The sequence below is a fragment of the Streptomyces sp. MMS24-W38 genome (assembly GCF_059889265.1).
Genome location: NZ_JCBCPP010000001.1, coordinates 5,894,486 through 5,912,914, shown reverse-complemented (window position 1 = coordinate 5,912,914; position 18,429 = coordinate 5,894,486). Strand labels below are relative to the sequence as shown.

The following is an 18,429-nucleotide window of genomic DNA, read 5'->3' as shown; positions in this document are numbered from 1 at the left end:
CAGGAGCGCCCCCTCGGGCTCAGCCCCGTTGCGGGACGACGGCGACCGGGCACTCGGCGTGGTGCAGCAAGGTGTGGGCGACCCTGCCGAGTTGGAGACCGAAGTGGCCGTGCCGCCGCAGGGCTCCGACGACGATCAGGTCGGCCTCGGCCGATGCCTCCAGAAGGGCCTTGTGGGCGGGACCTTCGACCGGTCTGCGGCGCACGTCGACGTCCGGGTGTTCCCGTACCGCTTCGCGCAACGCCTCGGCGAGGCCGGCCGACGCCCGTTCCTCGGGCGCGGGCATGCCGTCGTCCGCGTTCCGGGGGTTCGCGTGCTCGGGAGCCGCACTGCGCCAGGCCCGCACGGCCTCCAGGGCTGAGCCGCGCACCTCGGCCTCGCGGAAGGCGAACCGCACCGCGCCCAGACCCTGGGGCGGGCCGCCCACCCCGACCACCACCCGTCCGAAGGCTCCCTGCCGGTTCCGTTCCCCGCCACGGACCACGATGACCGGGCACATCGCGCGAGCGGCCACCGCGAGACCGACCGACCCCAGCATCAGCCCGGCCGGCCCGCCGCGCCCGCGGGAACCCACCACCAGGGACCACGCCTCGTTTCCGGCTGCCAGCAGCGCCGGCACGGGATCGTCGGGGAGCACGTCGCTCGACACCTTGACCTCCGGGCGGCGCTGCCGGGCGCGTTCGGCTCCGGAGGCGACGATGTGTTGGGCAAGGACGGCTTCGGCGGGACGCTCACGTCCGAAGGACGGGACGCTGCCTTCGTACCGCTCCCACAGCGAGGCATGGACCAACCGCAGAGGCAGCCCGTGCCGCGCCGCCTCCTCCACCGCCCAGTCCACCGCCGCGAGGCTGGGATCCGAACCGTCGACCCCCACCACCAGCGGAAGTTCCATGGCCACCACCACCTTCCTGTCCTGCCGCTCACGAGACTCCCTGGACATACCGTCGCACTGCCTACGGCCCGCCGCGACCTCCGGACCCGGCTCCCGAGGGCTTGTCTGCGCCTCGCACGCGCACGCCGCCGCCACGGGGCATGCGTCGCCCTCGACCTCCGCCGCAGCCGCGCGTGAGATGAGGAGAGGGCAGGTGTGACCGGCTGACCGGGCCACCGTCACGTGGGCGTGGACCGTTTTGGCCCAGCGTTCGCCGGGACCGCGCGGCGGGTGGCGCACGGCGTCGTCGCGGGCGGGGTCCACGTCCGGTGCCGTGGCGGGCGGTCCGTCCATGACGACGTCGACCCACAACAGCGGAGGCATGGCCGGGGGTGCTCTGACGACGGGCATGGACAGGTACCGCCCTTTCTGCAGGAGTCGGCCGGTCCAGAGGAATCAGAGCACCAGAGGAATCAGGGCGAGTGCCCGCCCGAAGGCGGGGCGTCCCCTCGGAGGACGGCCAGCCGGCGCCGGTACTCGTCCTCGTCGATCTCCCCGCGGGCGAACCTCTCAGCGAGGACCTGTTCCGCGGCGGGGCGGCCGACGGGCGGGTGCGGAGGACCGGGAGCCCGGCCGAGGGCCCGGACGACGAGCACCCCGACGATGATCAGCAGCGCCCAGAACAGGACCGTGCCCAGTGACATGGCGAACCAGCCCCAGCCGTTCATGCCGTGCCCGTTCCAGTACGTCATCACGGACCACTTCCTCCCAGCGTCCTGTCAGTCGTGCGGCACGATCGCCACCGGGCAGCCGACGCGGTGGATCACGGCGTGGGTGACCGGACCGATGCACGGGGCCTTCGACCGGTCGGTGAGCCGGTGGCCGACGACCAGCAGTCCGGCCCCGGACGCCGCCTTCAGCAGGGCGCCGGACTGCTTGCCCTCCACCACCGTCTCCAGCACCTCGACCTCGGGGTACTTCTCGCGCCACACCTGGAGCACGGCGGACAGGAAGCCCAGCCATTCCTCGGCCCGCTGCGGACCGCCCGCCAGGCCGACTTCGCCGGGACCCAGGGTGAGCAGGTCGGGCGCGCGCCAGGCGTGCAGGACCCTCAGCCGGGCGTGCCGCAGGCGGGCCGCCTCGAAGGCGAACGCGAGCACCTCGCCGCACGGTTCCGTGACGTCGATGCCGAGGACCACCTCCCGCCGACCGGTGCTCTCCGTGTCCGCTTCCTCCCCGGCCGTGCCGGCCCGTACGAGGACGACGGGCCGCGTGGCCCTGGCCACGACGCCGAGCGCGACCGACCCCACGACCAGTCCGCTGAGGCGACCCAGCCCGCGCGAGCCCAGCACCAGCAGATCGGCGTCGCCTGCCGCCCTCGCCAGGGCGGCGGTCGCCGGACCCGCGACCTGCTTGTCGTACAGCGGCACCTCGGGGCACGCGGCGCGGACGCGTGCCGTGGCCTCCCGCAGGACGCGCCGCGCCAGGTGCCGCTCGCCCGCGTGCGTGATCTCCGTTCGGTCCTGGCGCGGGTGCCAGTTGCGCGCGTGCAGCAGCCGCAGGGCCCGCCCGCGGCGCACGGCCTCGTGGGCCGCCCACTCGGCGGCTGCCAGGCTTTCGGCAGAACCGTCGACGCCGACGACAACGGGTGACACCATGACATGCACCTCCAGAGCAGGGCCTTCTCCTCGCTCCCAGCGTCCCCCGGCGGCAGCGCGTGCGCAGGGGCCGGCCGGTCCTCACCCGGGGGCCGTCGGGCCCCGCCGGGAGCGGCGGACGGGACGGTTGCTCCGTCACACCCGTTGCGGCACGACCGCGACCGGGCACCGGGCGTGGTGCAGCAGGGTGTGGCTCGCCCGGCCGAGCTGGAGACCGAGGGGCCCCTGACGGCGCCGGGCACCGACGACCGCCAGATCGGCGGCGGCCGACCGGAGCACGAGGACCTTCGAGGCCGGGCCTTCGACCGTGGCCCGGCGCACCCGGACGCCCGGGTGGGCGGCGATCGCGTCGCGCAGCAGCTCGCCGAGCAGGGCAAAGGCCTGCTCCTCGTGGTGACACGCCGGTTCCCCGGCGCGTGCCGGGTGGTGGGTGGTCTCGTGGGCGGGACAGCGCCAGGCGCGTACGACGTCCAGGACGCACCCGCGTGCCTCGGCCTCACGGAAGGCGAAGTCCACGGCCTGACCGCTCGCGCCGGGGTCCCCCGCGCCGAGAAGGATCCGCTCGTGGGCGCCGGCCAGTCCGGCCGTATCGCCTCGCACGACGATCACCGGACAGCGCGCCCGCGCCGCTACGGCCAGGCCGACCGAGCCGAGAAGCAGTTCCTTCAGCTCGCCCCGGCCGCGTGACCCGGTCACCAGGAACGAGGCGTTGTCACCCTCGCGCACAAGGGCGTGTGCCGCTTCCTCGGGAAAGATCGCCGTGGAGACCCTGACCTCGGGGTCGCGCCGGCGGGCGCGTTCGGCGGCGGACGCGACAATGTGCTCGGACGGCACACTCGTCAGGGGCCTTTGTCCGCCGACCGGGGGAACGGTGCCTTCGTAGCGCTCCCAGAGGGAGGCGTGCACCAGCCGCAGCGGCACCTTGTGCCGGGCCGCCTCGTCCACGGCCCAGTCGACCGCCAGGAGGCTGTGATCCGATCCGTCGACGCCCACGACCAAGGGCGATTGAGTCATGGTGCCCGCCGCCTTTCTTCACACTGCCGCAGGGCGGCCTCACGGGCGGCCCGATCGGCAGCGGCGAGGCTTTCGCACGAGCCGTCCGAACCGAGGGTGACGGTGGGAAACATCATGGACCTCCCGGTTGGGTGTGATTCCACTCTCGGCGCCCTCAGCCCGTAGTCGGAGGTGCCGTTGGTCCCTGAGCGGATCCGGCCGGCCCTACTCTCCGCCGAGAGGACCGGCCGGCCCTCTCGGTCGGGGCCGTCCGGCCCTACAGCCGGCGGGCGGGCAGCGGTGTCATGGAAATGAGCCGAGGGCCACACAAGACACGGAGGAGCGGAGCGAGACCGCGCACCGTGCAATGAGGGCCCGCAAGAAGCGGGCGGCCCTCGGCTCCATCGAGGCCGACAGATGCCGCTCGTCCATTGGTCCGGGTGCTCCACGTGGGCCGACGTGCGACCGGCGCAATGCTCCGCGACCCTGGAGATCTAGGGCAGTGCCGCGAGGAGCACCCATGGACTGGGAAACGATCCACAAGGACACCGCACCGGTCGTTCCGCCCCGTCTCACCGACTACGAACGGGCCCGCTCGACGTTCACCTGGGCTCAGGCGCGCACCGCGCTGGCCGGGTTGCCCGGCGGCGGGCTGAACATCGCGCACGAGGCGGTGGACCGGCATGCGACCTCGGACCAGGCGGACAAGATCGCGCTGCGGTGCATCGCCCGGGACAACTCCGTCACCGATGTCGCGTACGCCGAGCTGGCCCGGCGCACGGCCCGCTTCGCGAACGTGCTGCGGACACTCGGCGTCGGCCACGGCGACCGGGTGTTCACGCTGCTCGGCCGCTGCCCCGAGCTCTACACCACGGTGCTGGGCACGCTGAAGAACACCAGCGTGCTCTGCCCGCTGTTCTCCGCGTTCGGCCCCGACCCGGTGGAGCAGCGGCTGTGTCTCGGCGACGCCCGGGTTCTCGTGACCACGGCGGCCCTCTATCGGAAGAAGGTGGCCGACCGCCGGCACTCGCTGTCCGACCTGGAGCACGTCCTGATCGTCGGGCCGGACGCCGATGACCTGCCCGGCGCCGTCTCCTTCGACGCGCTGATGTCCGCCGCCTCGGACACCTTCACGATCCCGCCGACCTCGCCCGAAGACATGGCGCTGCTGCACTTCACCAGCGGCACCACAGGCACTCCCAAAGGCGCGGTCCATGTCCACGAGGCAGTGGTCGCCCACCACGCCACGGCCGCGTACGCGCTCGATCTGCACCCCGGGGACGTGTACTGGTGCACCGCCGATCCCGGCTGGGTCACCGGCATGTCGTACGGCATCATCGCCCCGCTGGTGCACGGCGTGACGGTGGTCGTCGACGAGGGCGACTACGACGCCCGCCGCTGGTACCGGATCCTCGGCGAGCAGCGGGTCACCGTCTGGTACACGGCGCCCACCGCGCTGCGCATGCTCATGCGTGCGACACCACGTCAGGGCCCGTACGACCTGCCGCGCTCCTACGATCTCTCGGCCCTGCGCCTCATCGCCTCCGTCGGGGAACCCCTCAACCCCGAGGCCGTCGTATGGGGCCGGGACGTGCTGGGCCTGCCGGTGCACGACAACTGGTGGCAGACGGAGACCGGCTGCATCATGATCGCGAACTATGCGGCCTGCGACATCCGGCCCGGCTCGATGGGCCGCCCGCTGCCCGGCGTCGAGGCGACCGTGCTGAGGACCGGCGAGGACGGCCGGGCGCTGGTCACCGGCGGCCGGGTCACGGAGGTGCGGAGCCCCGGCGAAGAGGGTGAGCTGGCGCTGCGCCCCGGCTGGCCGTCGATGTTCCGCGGCTATCTGCACGACAAGGAGCGCTACGACGCCGCCTTCACCGACGGCTGGTATCTGACCGGCGACCTGGTGCGACGGGACGCGGACGGCTGGTACTGGTTCGTGGGACGCGCCGACGACGTGATCAAATCGGCGGGGCATCTGATCGGCCCGTTCGAGGTGGAGAGCGCGCTGATGGAGCACTCGGCGGTCGCGGAGGCCGGAGTGATCGGACGGCCGGACCCCGTCGCCGGGAACGTCGTCAAGGCCTTCGTGTCGCTGCGCCCAGGTGTGGAACCCTCCCCTGATCTGGAGCGCGAGTTGCTGGGCTTCGCCCGTCGGCGGCTGGGCCCTGCCGTCGCCCCCAGGCAGATCGCGTTCGACCAGAACCTGCCCAGGACCCGCAGCGGCAAGGTCATGCGTCGACTGTTGCGTGCACGAGAACTCGGCCTGCCCACCGGTGACTTGTCGTCCTTGGAGGGATCCGCATGAGCGCGGCCCGACCCACCACCCGCACCCGCGAGGACTCGGCGCCCCCGAAGCCCGGCAGGAAGACCGCGACGGCCAAGCGGAAGGCGGACACCGGACCCCCACCGGTCGGCCGGGCGGATGTCCGGCGTCGAACGGACCTGCTGACGGTCATGCTGCGCATCCGGCGCTTCGAGGAGCGATGCGTCGAGTTGTACAGCGCCGCGAAGATCCGTGGCTTCGTCCACCTCTACATCGGCGAGGAGGCCGTCGCCGTCGGCGTCAACGAGGCGTTGACCCCCGAGGACGCGGTCGTCTCCACCTACCGCGAACACGGCCACGCGCTGGCCCGCGGCCTCACGGCCGAGGCCGTCATGTCCGAGATGTACGGCAAGGCGACCGGCTGCAGCGGCGGCCGGGGCGGATCCATGCACCTGTTCGACGCGAGCCGCCGCTTCTACGGCGGCAGCGCGATCGTCGCCGGTGGTCTTCCCCTGGCCGCCGGTCTCGCCCTCGCCGACCGGATGCGCGACATGCCCCGCGTCACCTGCTGCTTCTTCGGCGACGGAGCCTTCGCCGAGGGCGAGTTCCACGAGACGGCGAACCTCGCCGCCCTGTGGAATCTGCCCCTGCTACTGGTCTGCGAGAACAACCTGTACGCCATGGGAACGGCGCTCACGCGCGAGCACGCCCAGACCGACCTGGCGATGCGCGCCGCCTCCTACGGCATGCCCGCCTGGGCCGTGGACGGCATGGACGTCGAGGCCGTCGAACAGGCCGCCCGGCGGGCCGTCGAGGGCATCAGGGCGGGCACCGGACCGCACTTCCTGGAACTGCGCACTTACCGGTTCCGCGCCCACTCCATGTACGACCCGGACCGCTACCGCAAGAAGGCGGAGGTCGAGGAGTGGAAGTCCCGGGACCCGATCGACCGGCTGGCGGACCGTATGCGCGACAACGACGAGCTGAGCGACGAAGAACTCACCCGGATCGAGCAGCGGATCACCGACGAGATCGACCGCGCCGTGGAAGCGGCCGAGCAGGCACCCGAGGAGCCGGTCGAGGACCTGCTCCGCCATGTCACCAGTACCTCGGCCGAGGAGGTGAGCCGACCGTGAGCCCGGTCGGGGCGGAGGGGGCGAGGACGACGTACCGGGAGGCGATGCGCGAGGCCCTGCGGGGAGCCCTGCGCTCCGACGACCGGGTCTTCCTCATGGGCGAGGACGTGGGCAGGTACGGCGGCTGTTTCGGCGTCAGCCTCGGGCTCCTGGAGGAGTTCGGACCGGACCGCGTTCGCGACACCCCGCTCTCGGAGTCCGCGTTCGTGGGCGCCGGCATCGGCGCCGCTCTGGCCGGTATGCGGCCCATCGTCGAAATCATGACCGTCAACTTCAGCCTGCTCGCCCTCGACCAGATCCTCAACAACGCGGCCACCTTGCTGCACATGTCGGGCGGTCAGCTGCCCGTGCCGCTGGTCATCCGTATGACGACGGGCGCGGGACGACAACTCGCGGCGCAGCACTCGCACAGCCTGGAAGGCTTCTACGCACACATTCCCGGCATCCGCGTGCTCGCCCCGGCCACGCTCGAGGACGCACGCCACATGCTCGCCCCCGCGCTCGCCGACCCCGACCCGGTGGTGGTCTTCGAGCACGGCAGCCTCTACAACACCTCCGGCGAACTCGCCCCGACGGCCGCCCCCGTGGGTCTGGACCACGCGGTGATCCGCAGGCCCGGCACCGACATCTCCCTGATCACGTACGGCGGTTCGCTGCCCAAGGCGCTCGCAGCGGCGGACGAGCTGGCCGCCGAGGGCATCGACGCCGAGGTGATCGACCTGCGCACGCTGCGGCCCCTCGACGGCGCGACCGTCGCCGCGTCCGTGACCCGTACCCACCGTGCGGTGATCGTCGACGAGGCATGGCGCACGGGGAGTCTCGCCGCCGAGGTGTCCGCCCGCATCGCCGAGGAGTCGTTCTACGACCTGGACGCCCCCGTCGAGCGGGTGTGCAGCGCCGAGGTGCCCATTCCGTACGCCCGGCTGCTGGAGGAGGCCGCCCTGCCACAGACCGCCGACATCGTCGCGGCCGCACACCGGGCGGTGGACTGATCATGGGCGAGTTCACCATGCCGTCACTCGGCGCCGACATGGACGAGGGCACGCTGGTGGAATGGTTGGTGGGGCCCGGTGACCTCATCCGCAGAGGCGACCCGGTCGCGGTCGTCGAAACCGCGAAGTCCACGATCGAGGTGGAGTGCTTCGAGAGCGGAGCGATGGGACGGCTGCTCGTCGAACCGGGCACGACGGTACCGGTGGGCACGCCGCTCGCGCTGATCGAGCCGGCGGCAGAAGAGCGCGGAGAACCGGGGAAAGCCCAAAGGGCCCGGGGGAAACCACAGGCCCCGTCCTCCCCTGAGCACGCGAGGCCTGCCGGGACCTCCGAGCCCGCCCCCGCCCGCACGCCGGTGCCGCTCGAGAAGCGGGACCGCGACCGCGGACGCGTCGAGGCAGGCCCGTTGATCCGGCACCTCGCGGAGCAGAGCGGCGTCGATCTCGCGGCCCTGGACGGCTCCGGGCCGGCAGGACGTGTCACCCGGGCCGACATCGAGCGGGCAGCGACAGCCACGCCCGCTGCTGAGCCCTCGCGCATACGGGCCACCCCCCTCGCCCGCCGGCGCGCCGCCGAGCTGGGGGTAGATCTGTCCTCGGTGACCGGCACCGGCAAGGATTCCGCCATCCGCGCCGGGGACGTGAGCAGGGCGGCCTCCGGACATGCTGCCGCGCCCCCACCGCCGCGCCGGACCACCGCTGCTGTGCGTGCTTCCCGCCCTCCCGAGGATCAGGCATCGGGCATGCGCCGGGTGATCGCACACCTGATGACCCGCGCCAACCGGGACATCCCGCACTACTACCTGTCCACCACCGTCGACATGGCCGCCGCGATGGACTGGCTGCACGACCACAACCGGCGCAGTCCGATGTCCGACCGGCTGCTTCCGGCGGCCCTGCTGCTCAAGGCCGCCGCCCTCGCGGCACACGAGGTGCCCGAGCTCAACGGCTTCTGGACCGACGACCACTTCACCGCTGGTCAGGACGTCCATCTCGGTGTGGCGGTGTCCCTGCGTGGCGGGGGGCTCGTCGCCCCCACCCTGCACCGAGCCGACATCCTTGAACTGCCCGAGCTGATGGCTGCCTTGAAAGACCTGGTGTCACGCGCCCGTACGGGCAGGCTGCGCGGTTCCGAAGTGTCCGACGCCACGATCACGGTCACCGACCTCGGCGACCAGGGCGTGGAAACCGTGTTCGGCGTGATTTATCCGCCACAGGTGGCCCTGGTCGGCTTCGGGCGGGTGGTCGACCGGCCGTGCGCCGTCGAGGGCCTGCTGGGCGTACGTCCCGTTGTCACGGCCACCCTCTCGGCGGACCACCGGGCGACGGACGGCGCCGTCGGGGCCCGCTATCTGACAACGCTCGACCGTCTCTTGCAGAACCCGGAGAAGCTGTGAACCGAACCGACGCGCTGAACGCGGTCAAGGATTCGATCATCCAGGTCGTTCCCGACGCCGACCTGGCCACGCTGGGTCCCGACGAGGCGTTTCGGGACGCGCTCGAGATGGATTCGCTGGACTTCCTGACCTACATCGAGATTCTGGGCGAACGGACCGGCATTCGTATCGACGACGAGGACACGCCACAGCTCACCACGCTGGCCGGCAGTGCCGACTTCCTCGTCGCCCAGGTGAAGTGAGAGGTGTCCTCGTCGGTCCGGGGCGAACCGATGGATCGGTTACCGGGGTGGTTTCGGCGGTTCGCGGTGCAGCACGACCTTGAGGGCGCCGGTGTCCGGGCCGTGCGCGAAGACCTCGTAGGCGTCCTCCATCCGGTCGAGGCGGAACCGGTGGGTGACGAGTGGGGAGACCGCCAGGCGTTCGAAGGCCAACAGGTCGAGCAGCCACGGCGTGGAGAAGGTGTCGACCTGCCCGGTGCTGATCGTCACGTTCTTGCGCCACAGGGCCTCCAGGTGCAGGGTGGCCGGCTTGCCGTGCGTGCCGATGTTGGCGATGTGCCCTCCCGCGCGCACCACGCGGGTCGCCAGGAGGAAGCCGTCCGGGTCGCCCGCGGCCTCGATGACCACGTCGGCCCCGGGCCCCTCGGACAGTTCGGCCACCATCCGTCCGGGCAGTTCGGCGGCGTCGGCGCCCATCCGGGCGGCGGCGGCCAGCCGGGGGTGGGACAGGTCCACCGCGACGATCCGGCGCGGTGCGTAGAGCCGGGCGATGATGACGGCGGCCAGCCCCACCGGGCCCGCGCCGATGACGACGACGGTGTCTCCCGGGCCCACGTGTCCGTTGCGCACCCCGACCTCGTAGGCGGTGGGCAGCAGCTCGGCGAGCAGGACCGCCTCGTCCAGCGGGAGGTTCGGGGGGCGCCGGTGCGTGGAGTGGTCGGCGAAGGGGACGCGGACGAACTCGGCCTGCGTGCCGTGGATCGTGTTGCCCAGGATCCACCCGCCGCCGCCGCGGCACTGTCCGTACAGGGTGTCGCGGCAGGGCGGGCAGTGGGCGCAGGCCGAGACGGACGACACGATCACCTGTTGTCCGGGGCGCCGGGTGTGCACGCCGCTGCCGGTGTCCACCACCTCGCCGACGGCCTCGTGGCCGAGGACCGTGCCCGGTTTCACCTCGGGGAGCTCGCCCCGCCGGATGTGCAGGTCGCTTCCGCAGACGGTGGTCGCGTCGACGCGGACGATCGCGTCGGTGTCGGCCTCGAGCACGGGGTCCGGCACCGTGTCCCAGGAGGTCTGTGCAGGACCGTGGTAGACGAGTCCTCGCATGCCCGCTCCCTCCCTCGCCGTCTCCTGTCCACCGTCACCCCGGACGGACTCCCCGGCAACACGGAACGCCCGCACCGCCCCGGATCGTCCGGCTCGGTCATGGGGGACGGCGGCGACAGGGCAGCGCGGGTGAGGGACGGCCGCCTGCGCGACGGGGCCCGGACGAGATGCCGGGACGCGGCGGTGCCGGCCGACGCCCAGCAGTCCGGCGTTCCCGGCGGACCGCAGGACCGCCCTGGCGGGGCTTTCCAGCCCGATGCCGTCGGTCACCTCCACCCGCGGGAACTTCTCGAGCCAGGGGCGGAGGACCTGGTCCAGCTGCTTCCTCGCGTCCTGCGTGATCCCTTCGGCGATGTCGTGGTCCACCCCCCAGGGAACGTAGGCGTGCACGGGCAGGGCCCGGCCGTGCACGGCACGCAAGGGCACGCCGCGCGCGGCGGCGGTGGCGAAGGCGAACCCGAGCAGGTTGTCGCAGGGACCGTGCAGCTTCAGCGCGGCCGCGGCATCGCCTGTCCCACCCGGTGCGGCCAGTGGTGTTTCCGCACGGGATTCGGCACGGACCGGGACCACCGGTCGCTCGGCCCGTGCCACGACGGACATGCTGATGTCGCCGAGGAAGTAGCTCTCGACGAGCTCCAGCCCCCGTGAACCGAGCACGGTCACCTCGGACTCCGAGGCCGCGTGCAGCAGCGCGTCCCGGGCCTCGTCGGCGACCGGACTGCCGACGACGGCGAGACCGGGGTGGCGCCTTTGGAGTCCTTCGGAGTTCCGTCTGTGCGTTGTGCACCAGCCGCTTCGCCCAGTAGTTCTGGTCGATCTCGGAGGGCACCTTGGTGGGTTCCGGCGCGAGCATGGGCCACGCGTGCAGCAGGCGCGGCGTCAGTTTGCGGTGCTCGGCCTCGTCCGCGGCCCAACGGGCGGCGGCAAGGCTCTCGGGTGAGCCGTCGAGACCGACGGTGATCACAGGCTCCATGGCGCCTGCCTCCGTCCCGTAAGAAACTGGACATGACGATGCCCGGGGTCGCCCCTCCGGAAGCGTCGGCAGACCGCGCAGTGCCTGCCACTCATTCGAGAGTCACCGCAAACCCTTCTGCGGCGCATGCGGACCCGATGTGGGTCGGGGCTCGCAGGGTGGAGTCCGGCATGGGATGAGGTGTGGCCGTGATGATTCCCCTGGTGGTCGGGGTCGACGGGTCGGAGTCGAGCCTGGAGGCGGTGGACTGGGCGGTCGGCGAGGCGGCCCGGCACGCGGTGCCGCTCCACCTGCTGCACGCGGCGGCGCCGGGCCAGGACGCCTCCGGCCTGATCGCCGCCGCCTCGGAACGGGCCGGGAGGGGCGCCGCCGGCGTGCGGCTGTCGAGTGAGGTGCTGCGCGACGACGCGGCCTCCGCCCTGGTCTGCGAGGGAGGCAAGGCCTTCGCGCTGGTGCTCGGGTCCAGAGGGCTCGGGGAACTCACCGGGCTGCTCCTGGGTTCGGTCAGCCTCGCCGTGGCGGCGCGGGCGGACTGCCCGGTCATCGTCGTGCGTGGCTCACAGGAGAACCGGGCCGGCCGGTTCGGGAGCGTCGTCGTGGGGGTCGAGGACGGTGAGGGAAGCGACACGGCCGTGGGGTTCGCCATCCGCGAGGCTCATGTGCGGCGCTGCGGACTCGTAGCGGTCCACGCCTGGAGCGCGCCGCTCGGCGCACTCTCCGAACCTCTGCCCGGGCCGTGGTACGCCCTCGAGGCCCACCGTCGCCCGCCGGCCCAGGTGCTCGACGACACTCTGCGCAACCCTGAGAAGCAGTACCCGGAGACCGACGTGACGCACCGGGTGGTCGAGGGCTCGGCGCGGCGGGCGCTGTTGGAGGCTGCGGCGCAAGCGGATCTGCTCGTTGTCGGTGCCGGTGAACGGCAGGCCCGTTCCGGCCTGCAACTCGGCCTTATCAACCACGCCCTGCTCCATCACGCACCGTGTCCGGTCGCGCTCGTACCGGCGCGTCGGAGGGAACCGCGCCGGGGGCCGGCCCCCATGGCCTGAAGAACCGTCCACCAGGGACCTTCGGCCCTGTGCCCGAGGCCCGCCGCCGTTCGACGGTGGAAAGCGAAGCAGCCGGCGATCCGCTGGAGGCCCGACGATGAGTACCCCACATTCCCCGCACGCGTCCGGCCCGCTGCCACCACGCCGGGGTGAGGCCCCCCGGGGGCGGAACCCCCTGATCCGCGCGTCGGACCGGGTCGAGTTCTGGTTGCGTCGCGTGCTGATGATCGTCCTTGTCGTCGGACTGCCGTTGGCGGGAGTCGTCGCGGGCAGGGCGGCGTACGAGTCGTCGATGCGCACGGTGCAGGCCCAGTCGGCCGAGCGGCAGCAGGTCAGTGCCCGGGTGATGTCGATCTCCGAGGACGTCGGCCAGACGGTGAAGGCGCAGGCGCAGGTCCGCTGGACCGACAGCAGGGGCACGGTACGGACGGTGACCGCCCTCGTGAAGCCGGATACGTCCAAGGGCGCCACCGTGCGGGTATGGGTGGACCGGGGCGGAACCGTCACCGGGCCGCCGCTGACCAAGCCCCAGGCCGTGACCAACGGCTGGTTCGTGGGAGGCATGGCGGTGATCAGTGTGGCGACCGGGGCCTTCGTGACGCGGGCAGGAATGCGCCACGTGCTGGACCGGAGGAGGTACGCGCAGTGGGACACCGAGTGGGATCTGGTGGAGCCCATGTGGACCGGCCGATTCCGCCGGTGACGTTCGGGCGGACGGAACGGGACCGAGAAGGTGGCGCTGATGTCCGCTGCGACGACCACCGAACCCGGCAGATGTGACTGATCATCGCCTGCAACGGCTCGGCCGTCCGCTCCGCGGAGTACTCCTGGGCGAAGCCGACGGCGGCGTTCAGCACCACCACACACAGGATCGCCGCGGCGAGTTGCGGCGTGCCGACGTCTCGCGGTTCCTGAAGCCCGTAGGCCAGAAAAGTGATCGCGGAGGCAACGAGCAGGACGACGGCGAACAGGTCGGTGAACCGACCGGCCAGATCCCGCCACAGCCGTCTGCGGTGCGCGGAGGGAAGTTCGTCGGGGCCCGGACGAGCCTGCAGCGCCGCCGAGGTCCGCCCTCGCCGAGAGGTGTCCAGCGCGGCGAAGACCTCCCCGGTCGGCGGGGTCTGGGCCATGGGCGCGTCCATGGTGCCAAGGGTCGTCGGTTCGCCGTCCCCACTCCCTGCCGTCCGCAGGGGAATCCCCGTACCTGTTACGGGGCGTCCGGCTTCCTTGCTCTGTCACGAGGCGACCACGCGGACCGCCGTGACCTTGTACTCGGGGCAGGACGTGACGGTGTCGGCGTGGCCGGAGGTGAGGCGGTTGACCCCGCTCGCGGGGAAGTGGAAGGAGCAGAAGGCCTGGCCGGGCGCGGTCTGCTCGCCGATCCGGGCGATGAGGCGGGCCCTGCCGTGCCGGCTTTCCACCGTGACCGGTTCGCCGTCGCACACGGCGTAGCGGTGGGCGTCGCCGGGGTGGAGGTCGAGGAAGTCGACGGGGTCGAGGGCGAGGTGGGCGCCGCGCCGGGTCATGCTGCCGGAGTTGTAGTGCGCCCAGCGGCGTCCGGTGACCAGGACCAGCGGGTAGTCGTCGTCGGGGTGTTCACCCGGCGGGAGATAGGGCGCCGCGGCCAGGTGGGCACGGCCGTCGGTGGTGGCGAACCGATCCCGGTAGAGCTTCGCCTCACCGGGGCGGCCGGGGTCCCGGCAGGGCCACGGCACGGCGCCTTCCCGGTCCAGCCGGTCGTGGGACAGGCCGGCGAAGACGGGGGCGATGCGGCCGCACTCGGCCAGGGCCACGGCCGGTGTCGGACAGCCGAGGTCGACGCCCATCGCCGAGGCGAGGGCCTGCACGACGTCGAAGTCGCTGCGTGCCTCTCCCGGCGGGGGCACGGCGGGGCGAACCCGCTGGAACCGGCGGTCGAAGTTGACGAAGGTGCCGTCCTTCTCCAGCCAGGACGCGACGGGCAGCACCACGTCGGCGCGGCGGGCGGTCTCGGACAGGAACAGCTCGCTGCACACCACGAGGGGGCATGCCTCCAGAGCCTCGGCCACTTTGTTCGCATCGGGGTCGGTGGCGCACACGTCCTCCCCGATGACCCACAGCGCCCGCAGCCGCCCCGCCCGCGCGGCGGCGAACATGCCCGGGATCCTCAGTCCGGGCCGCTCGGGCACGGGGGCGCCCCACACCGCCTCGGCCCTGCCCCGCGCCGCCGGGTCGGTCACCTTGCCGTAGCCGGGCAGGAGGTCGGGCAGCGCGCCCATGTCGGAGGCGCCCTGGACGTTGTTCTGCCCGCGCAGCGGGTTGACCCCGAGTCCTCTGTCGGTGCCCACGGCGCCGCGCAGGATCGCGAGGTTGGCCAGTGTCCGCACCCCGTCCGTGCCGTGCAGGTGCTCGGTCACCCCCAGGCCGTAGACGATCGCGGGACTTCGGGCCCCGCCGTAGAGCCGGGCGGCGGCGATCAGGTCGGCGGCGGGCACACCGGTGATGTCCGCGACCCGGTCCGGGGGGTAGTCGGCCAGCAACTCGGTGAGCCCCGGCAGACCGGTGGCCCGCTCCCGCAGGAACGCCTCGTCGGTCATGCCTTCGGCGAGCAGGACGTGGGCGAGCCCGTGGAAGAGCGCCACGTTGGTGCCGGGCCGGGGCCGCAGATGCACGTCGGCGTGCACGGCGAGCCCCACGGCGCGCGGATCGGCGACCACCAGCGCGGCCCCGTGCAGCACGCGCCGCAGCAGCCGCGCCCCGACCACCGGGTGGGCCTCGACAGGATTGGCCCCCACGACCAGCAGGCAGTCGGACCGCTCCACGTCGTCGAAGCTGTCGGTGCCGCCGGACAGGCCGAAGGAGGCGGTCAGGCCGGCGGCGGACGGGGAGTGGCACAGGCGGGAGCAGTTGTCGACGTTGTTGGTACCGATGACGACCCGCATGAACTTCTGGACGAGATAGTTCTCCTCGTTGGTGGCGCGGGCCGAGGAGATCGCCGCCACGGCGTCCGGACCACCGGCCGCGACGGCCGCGCGCAGCCCTCGGGCGACATGGTCGAGCGCCTCGTCCCAGCCGACGGGCTCCAGGCGGCCGTCTCGTCGCAGCAGGGGCCGGGTGAGCCGTTCGGAGGAGGTGAGATAACCGTGGGCGAAGCGGCCCTTGACGCAGGCGTGGCCCTGGTTGACCGGGCCGTCGCGGGCGGGCAGTACGGCCGTGACCTCGCCGCCGGTCGTGGCGACGTCCAGGGCGCAGCCGACACCGCAGTATCCGCACGTCGTCCGGGTCGCCGGCGGCCGGTGGGCGGAGGTGAGCCCGCGCGCCGGGCCGGGTTCGGTGAGCGCCCCGGTGGGGCAGGTGTCGACGCAGCCGCCGCAGGCCACACAGTCCGACTCCGCCCAGGGCCCGCCGGTGCCGGGTGCGACCACGGTGCCTGCGCCCCGGCCGACCAGGGTCAGGGCGAAGGTGCCCTGCACCTCGGCGCACATGCGGACGCACCGGCCGCAGGCGATGCACAGGTCCCGGTCCAGATGGACGTAGGGGTGCGAGTCGTCCCCGCCCCGGCCTCCGGCGCCCTGTGCCGTGTCGGGGCCGATGCCCATCGACCGGCAGACCTCGGCCAGTTCACTGGGGTTGCCGTCGGCAAGGGCACGGGGCGGCAGAGTCGAGGCGATGACTTCCACCGCCTCCCGGCGCAGTTGCCGGAGTGCATCAGTCGTGGTCTCGACATGGACACCGGAGGCGGCCGGGGTCACACAGGCCGCCACGATCTGCCCGTCGGCGCGTACGAGGCAGGTGCGGCAGGAGCCGGCCGGGCTGAGCCGCTCGTCGGAGCACAGCGCAGGAAGCTCGGCGCCGGCCGCCCGTACCGCCGCGAGCAGGGACGCCCCATCGGGAACGACGGTGCTCGTGCCGTCGACCTGCATCTCGATTCCGGTCATGGCTCCCATCCCGCCAGTCGGTGGCCGTAGACGCGGGCGAGGCTGTGCACGGCGGGCGGTATGCGCCGACCGAAAGCGCACAGGCTCGCCTCGGCCAGCACCCGTGCGAGCCGTCCCCACTCGGCACCGGGCGGTGTGCCGGCCAAGGCCAGCTCCAGACCACGGCCCGAGCCCACGCGGCAGGGGGAGCAGGCGCCGCAGCTCTCCGCCGCCGCGAACTCCCACACATGCCGCAGCACGTCCTGCGGCGCCACGTGCTGGTCGAAGGCGACCAGTCCGGCGTGGCCCAGAGCGGCGCCGCGGGCGGCGAGGTCGGCCGTGGTGAGCGGCACCTCCAGCGCGTCAGGGGCGAGGAAACCGCCCAGGGGGCCGCCCACCTGGACGGCGGTCAACTCGCTGCCGTCCTTCAGGCCGCCGCCCAGCTCGGTGACGATCCGCAGCAGCGAGGTGCCCATCTCGACCTCGTACGCCCCCGGCCGGGCGAACCGCTCCGAGAGGCAGACCAGTTTCGTGCCGGTCTCTTCCGGCGTGCCGCGCCGGGCGTACACGTCGCCGCCCCGGGTCACGATCCACGGGACGGCCGCCAGGGTCTCCACGTTGTTCACCACGGTCGGCGCATCCCACAGTCCGCGCGCGGTCGGGTACGGCGGGCGCGGTCGGGCGCAGCCCCGGTCCCCTTCCAGGCTCGCGATCAGCGCGGTCTCCTCACCGGCGACGTACGATCCGGCGCCCTGCACCACCTTGACGTCCAGGACCGTGTCCGTGCCGTGCACGGAAGGGCCGAAGTGCCCCGCGGCGTAGGCTTCCTCGACCGCTTCCCGCATCCGTGCCAGTGCGCGCGGATACTCCGAGCGCACCAGCACCACGCCCCGGCGGGCGCCACAGGCGAAGCAGGCCAGTGCCAGGCCCTCCAGCACCCGCCTCGGGTCGGCCTCCATCAGCAGCCGGTCGGCGTACGACCCCGGGTCCCCTTCGTCTCCGTTGGCCACCACCACGGTGCCGGGCGCCCGGCCGGCCGCCTCCCATTTCGCCGCCACCCAAAAGCCCGCTCCCCCGCGTCCCCGCAGCCCGGAGGCGGCCACCTCTTCATGGACCTGGTCGGGACGACCGGCCGTCACGGTCCCCGGCCACACCTGCCACGCCGCCTCACCGGCGACCGCCCCTGCCAGTAGCACGGGGTCCCCGGTGTCGTCGGCCACCGGGATCTCAGGAGCCGACCGCGGCTCGCGTCCTGCCAGTTGGGCGGCGAGCGCCGGACCCGTGCAGGGCGTGGCCCCGTCGAGCGCGGCGGGTCCGGCGTAGCAGTACCCCAGACAGCGGACGGCCTGCAGCGATGTCCCTCCGTCCGGTGAAGCGGTGTCCACGGCGACACCCAGTTCCTGCTCCACCTGGGTGAGATGCCGTCCTGACCGCGCCGCGAAGCACGCCGCCGCCGAACAGACCCGGACGTGACGGCGCCCGTGCGGGGCGACGAGGTCCGCGTAGTAGGCGGCCGGTCCGAGTGCGGCGGCGGCAGGCAGGCCCAGGTCGGCGGCGACCGCCGGGGCCCAGCTCTCGGGGCCGTCCACCGACCTCCCCCTGGTGTGGGCCAGACGCTCGACCAGCAGCTCACCGGCTCTTCCACGCCGCTCAAAGAGAGCCCGGAAGGCGTCGAAACGGCCGACGGGACGAATGGCAGCCATGACTTCATGGTGGCGGCAGTCCTACGGCGCCACCATCCGGGCTGCGGACTGCTCACGTCCGCTCCGGGGGCGCCGGGGTGCCGGTACATCGCGCGCGGCGCCTCGGTCGAAGTCGTACGGCACCTGGTCCACCGAAACGGGGGACCCGGACCGGTCGGCACGCCGAC

14 protein-coding genes and 2 pseudogenes are annotated in these 18,429 nt (G+C 72.8%); 7 read left to right on the top strand and 9 right to left on the bottom strand.

Annotation, left to right across the window (positions count from 1 at the left end):
• Positions 1-19 precede the first annotated feature (19 nt).
• From AC6F7H_RS25930 to AC6F7H_RS25915, 4 genes are all read right to left on the bottom strand, one after another.
• The gene (locus tag AC6F7H_RS25930) at positions 20-892 is read right to left on the bottom strand and encodes a universal stress protein (RefSeq protein WP_500762060.1); all 873 of its coding nucleotides are present in this window, start codon (positions 890-892) and stop codon (positions 20-22) included.
• A gap of 452 nt (positions 893-1,344) precedes the next feature.
• The gene (locus tag AC6F7H_RS25925; protein WP_500759404.1) at positions 1,345-1,623 is read right to left on the bottom strand and encodes an SHOCT domain-containing protein; all 279 of its coding nucleotides are present in this window, start codon (positions 1,621-1,623) and stop codon (positions 1,345-1,347) included.
• A gap of 27 nt (positions 1,624-1,650) precedes the next feature.
• Positions 1,651-2,529, bottom strand: a complete 879-nt coding sequence (locus AC6F7H_RS25920) for a universal stress protein (protein ID WP_500759402.1) — start codon at positions 2,527-2,529, stop codon at positions 1,651-1,653.
• A 135-nt stretch (positions 2,530-2,664) separates the two neighbouring features.
• Positions 2,665-3,543 carry a universal stress protein gene (locus AC6F7H_RS25915; RefSeq protein WP_500759401.1) on the bottom strand — a complete coding sequence of 293 codons (879 nt, stop codon included), beginning with the start codon at positions 3,541-3,543 and terminating at the stop codon, positions 2,665-2,667.
• Positions 3,544-4,042: 499 nt separating this feature from the next.
• Between AC6F7H_RS25915 and acsA the strand changes: the two genes are divergently transcribed.
• The 5 genes from acsA to AC6F7H_RS25890 are packed head-to-tail and all read left to right on the top strand — an operon-like array spanning position 4,043 to position 9,558.
• Positions 4,043-5,833 carry an acetate--CoA ligase gene (gene acsA, locus AC6F7H_RS25910; protein ID WP_500759399.1) on the top strand — a complete coding sequence of 597 codons (1,791 nt, stop codon included), beginning with the start codon at positions 4,043-4,045 and terminating at the stop codon, positions 5,831-5,833.
• Positions 5,830-6,927 carry a pyruvate dehydrogenase (acetyl-transferring) E1 component subunit alpha gene (pdhA, locus tag AC6F7H_RS25905; RefSeq protein ID WP_500759398.1) on the top strand — a complete coding sequence of 366 codons (1,098 nt, stop codon included), beginning with the start codon at positions 5,830-5,832 and terminating at the stop codon, positions 6,925-6,927. Before acsA ends, pdhA begins: the two co-directional genes overlap by 4 nt.
• Positions 6,924-7,919 carry an alpha-ketoacid dehydrogenase subunit beta gene (locus AC6F7H_RS25900; RefSeq protein WP_500759395.1) on the top strand — a complete coding sequence of 332 codons (996 nt, stop codon included), beginning with the start codon at positions 6,924-6,926 and terminating at the stop codon, positions 7,917-7,919. Before pdhA ends, AC6F7H_RS25900 begins: the two co-directional genes overlap by 4 nt.
• Positions 7,920-7,921: 2 nt before the next feature.
• Entirely contained in the window at positions 7,922-9,316 is a 1,395-nt protein-coding gene (locus tag AC6F7H_RS25895) for a dihydrolipoamide acetyltransferase family protein (RefSeq protein WP_500759393.1), read from the top strand.
• Positions 9,313-9,558, top strand: coding sequence for an acyl carrier protein (locus AC6F7H_RS25890; RefSeq protein ID WP_500759391.1), 246 nt, complete (start codon positions 9,313-9,315; stop codon positions 9,556-9,558). The genes AC6F7H_RS25895 and AC6F7H_RS25890 overlap by 4 nt, the downstream gene beginning before the upstream one ends.
• A 39-nt stretch (positions 9,559-9,597) precedes the next feature.
• Here AC6F7H_RS25890 and AC6F7H_RS25885 read toward each other — a convergent pair whose 3' ends face one another.
• Together AC6F7H_RS25885 and AC6F7H_RS25880 are read right to left on the bottom strand one after the other, a co-directional pair.
• A complete protein-coding gene (locus AC6F7H_RS25885; protein ID WP_500762058.1) occupies positions 9,598-10,644 on the bottom strand; it encodes an alcohol dehydrogenase catalytic domain-containing protein in 1,047 nt (348 codons plus the stop codon).
• Between the two features lie 96 nt (positions 10,645-10,740).
• Positions 10,741-11,617: pseudogene (locus tag AC6F7H_RS25880) on the bottom strand (universal stress protein); the annotation flags it as partial.
• A gap of 191 nt (positions 11,618-11,808) precedes the next feature.
• Between AC6F7H_RS25880 and AC6F7H_RS25875 the strand changes: the two are divergent.
• Together AC6F7H_RS25875 and AC6F7H_RS25870 are read left to right on the top strand one after the other, a co-directional pair.
• Complete coding sequence (locus AC6F7H_RS25875) at positions 11,809-12,663, top strand: universal stress protein (RefSeq protein WP_500762056.1); 855 nt, start codon at positions 11,809-11,811, stop codon at positions 12,661-12,663.
• A gap of 97 nt (positions 12,664-12,760) precedes the next feature.
• On the top strand, positions 12,761-13,366 hold the full coding sequence (locus AC6F7H_RS25870; protein ID WP_500759390.1) for an Rv1733c family protein: 606 nt from the start codon (positions 12,761-12,763) through the stop codon (positions 13,364-13,366).
• 244 nt (positions 13,367-13,610) lie between these two features.
• Here the strand turns inward: AC6F7H_RS25870 and AC6F7H_RS25865 are convergent.
• The 3 genes and pseudogenes from AC6F7H_RS25865 to AC6F7H_RS25855 form a co-directional block, all read right to left on the bottom strand.
• Positions 13,611-13,793: pseudogene (locus AC6F7H_RS25865) on the bottom strand (hypothetical protein); the annotation flags it as partial.
• A 105-nt stretch (positions 13,794-13,898) separates the two neighbouring features.
• The gene (gene fdhF, locus AC6F7H_RS25860; protein ID WP_500759389.1) at positions 13,899-16,580 is read right to left on the bottom strand and encodes a formate dehydrogenase subunit alpha; all 2,682 of its coding nucleotides are present in this window, start codon (positions 16,578-16,580) and stop codon (positions 13,899-13,901) included.
• Positions 16,577-18,262: an NAD(P)H-dependent oxidoreductase subunit E gene (locus tag AC6F7H_RS25855; protein WP_500759387.1), complete on the bottom strand. Its 1,686-nt coding sequence runs from the start codon at positions 18,260-18,262 to the stop codon at positions 16,577-16,579. Before AC6F7H_RS25855 ends, fdhF begins: the two co-directional genes overlap by 4 nt.
• Between the last annotated feature and the right edge of the window lie 167 nt (positions 18,263-18,429).

What these genes read in the sequence shown, in the direction of transcription:
- AC6F7H_RS25855 (WP_500759387.1), bottom strand. Translation starts at nt 18,262, where the DNA reads ATGGCTGCCATTCGTCCCGTCGGCCGTTTCGACGCCTTCCGGGCTCTC.
- AC6F7H_RS25930 (WP_500762060.1), bottom strand. Translation starts at nt 892, where the DNA reads ATGGAACTTCCGCTGGTGGTGGGGGTCGACGGTTCGGATCCCAGCCTC.
- AC6F7H_RS25925 (WP_500759404.1), bottom strand. Translation starts at nt 1,623, where the DNA reads ATGACGTACTGGAACGGGCACGGCATGAACGGCTGGGGCTGGTTCGCC.
- pdhA (WP_500759398.1), top strand. Translation starts at nt 5,830, where the DNA reads ATGAGCGCGGCCCGACCCACCACCCGCACCCGCGAGGACTCGGCGCCC.
- AC6F7H_RS25885 (WP_500762058.1), bottom strand. Translation starts at nt 10,644, where the DNA reads ATGCGAGGACTCGTCTACCACGGTCCTGCACAGACCTCCTGGGACACG.
- acsA (WP_500759399.1), top strand. Translation starts at nt 4,043, where the DNA reads ATGGACTGGGAAACGATCCACAAGGACACCGCACCGGTCGTTCCGCCC.
- AC6F7H_RS25915 (WP_500759401.1), bottom strand. Translation starts at nt 3,543, where the DNA reads ATGACTCAATCGCCCTTGGTCGTGGGCGTCGACGGATCGGATCACAGC.
- AC6F7H_RS25895 (WP_500759393.1), top strand. Translation starts at nt 7,922, where the DNA reads ATGGGCGAGTTCACCATGCCGTCACTCGGCGCCGACATGGACGAGGGC.
- fdhF (WP_500759389.1), bottom strand. Translation starts at nt 16,580, where the DNA reads ATGACCGGAATCGAGATGCAGGTCGACGGCACGAGCACCGTCGTTCCC.
- AC6F7H_RS25875 (WP_500762056.1), top strand. Translation starts at nt 11,809, where the DNA reads ATGATTCCCCTGGTGGTCGGGGTCGACGGGTCGGAGTCGAGCCTGGAG.
- AC6F7H_RS25870 (WP_500759390.1), top strand. Translation starts at nt 12,761, where the DNA reads ATGAGTACCCCACATTCCCCGCACGCGTCCGGCCCGCTGCCACCACGC.
- AC6F7H_RS25920 (WP_500759402.1), bottom strand. Translation starts at nt 2,529, where the DNA reads ATGGTGTCACCCGTTGTCGTCGGCGTCGACGGTTCTGCCGAAAGCCTG.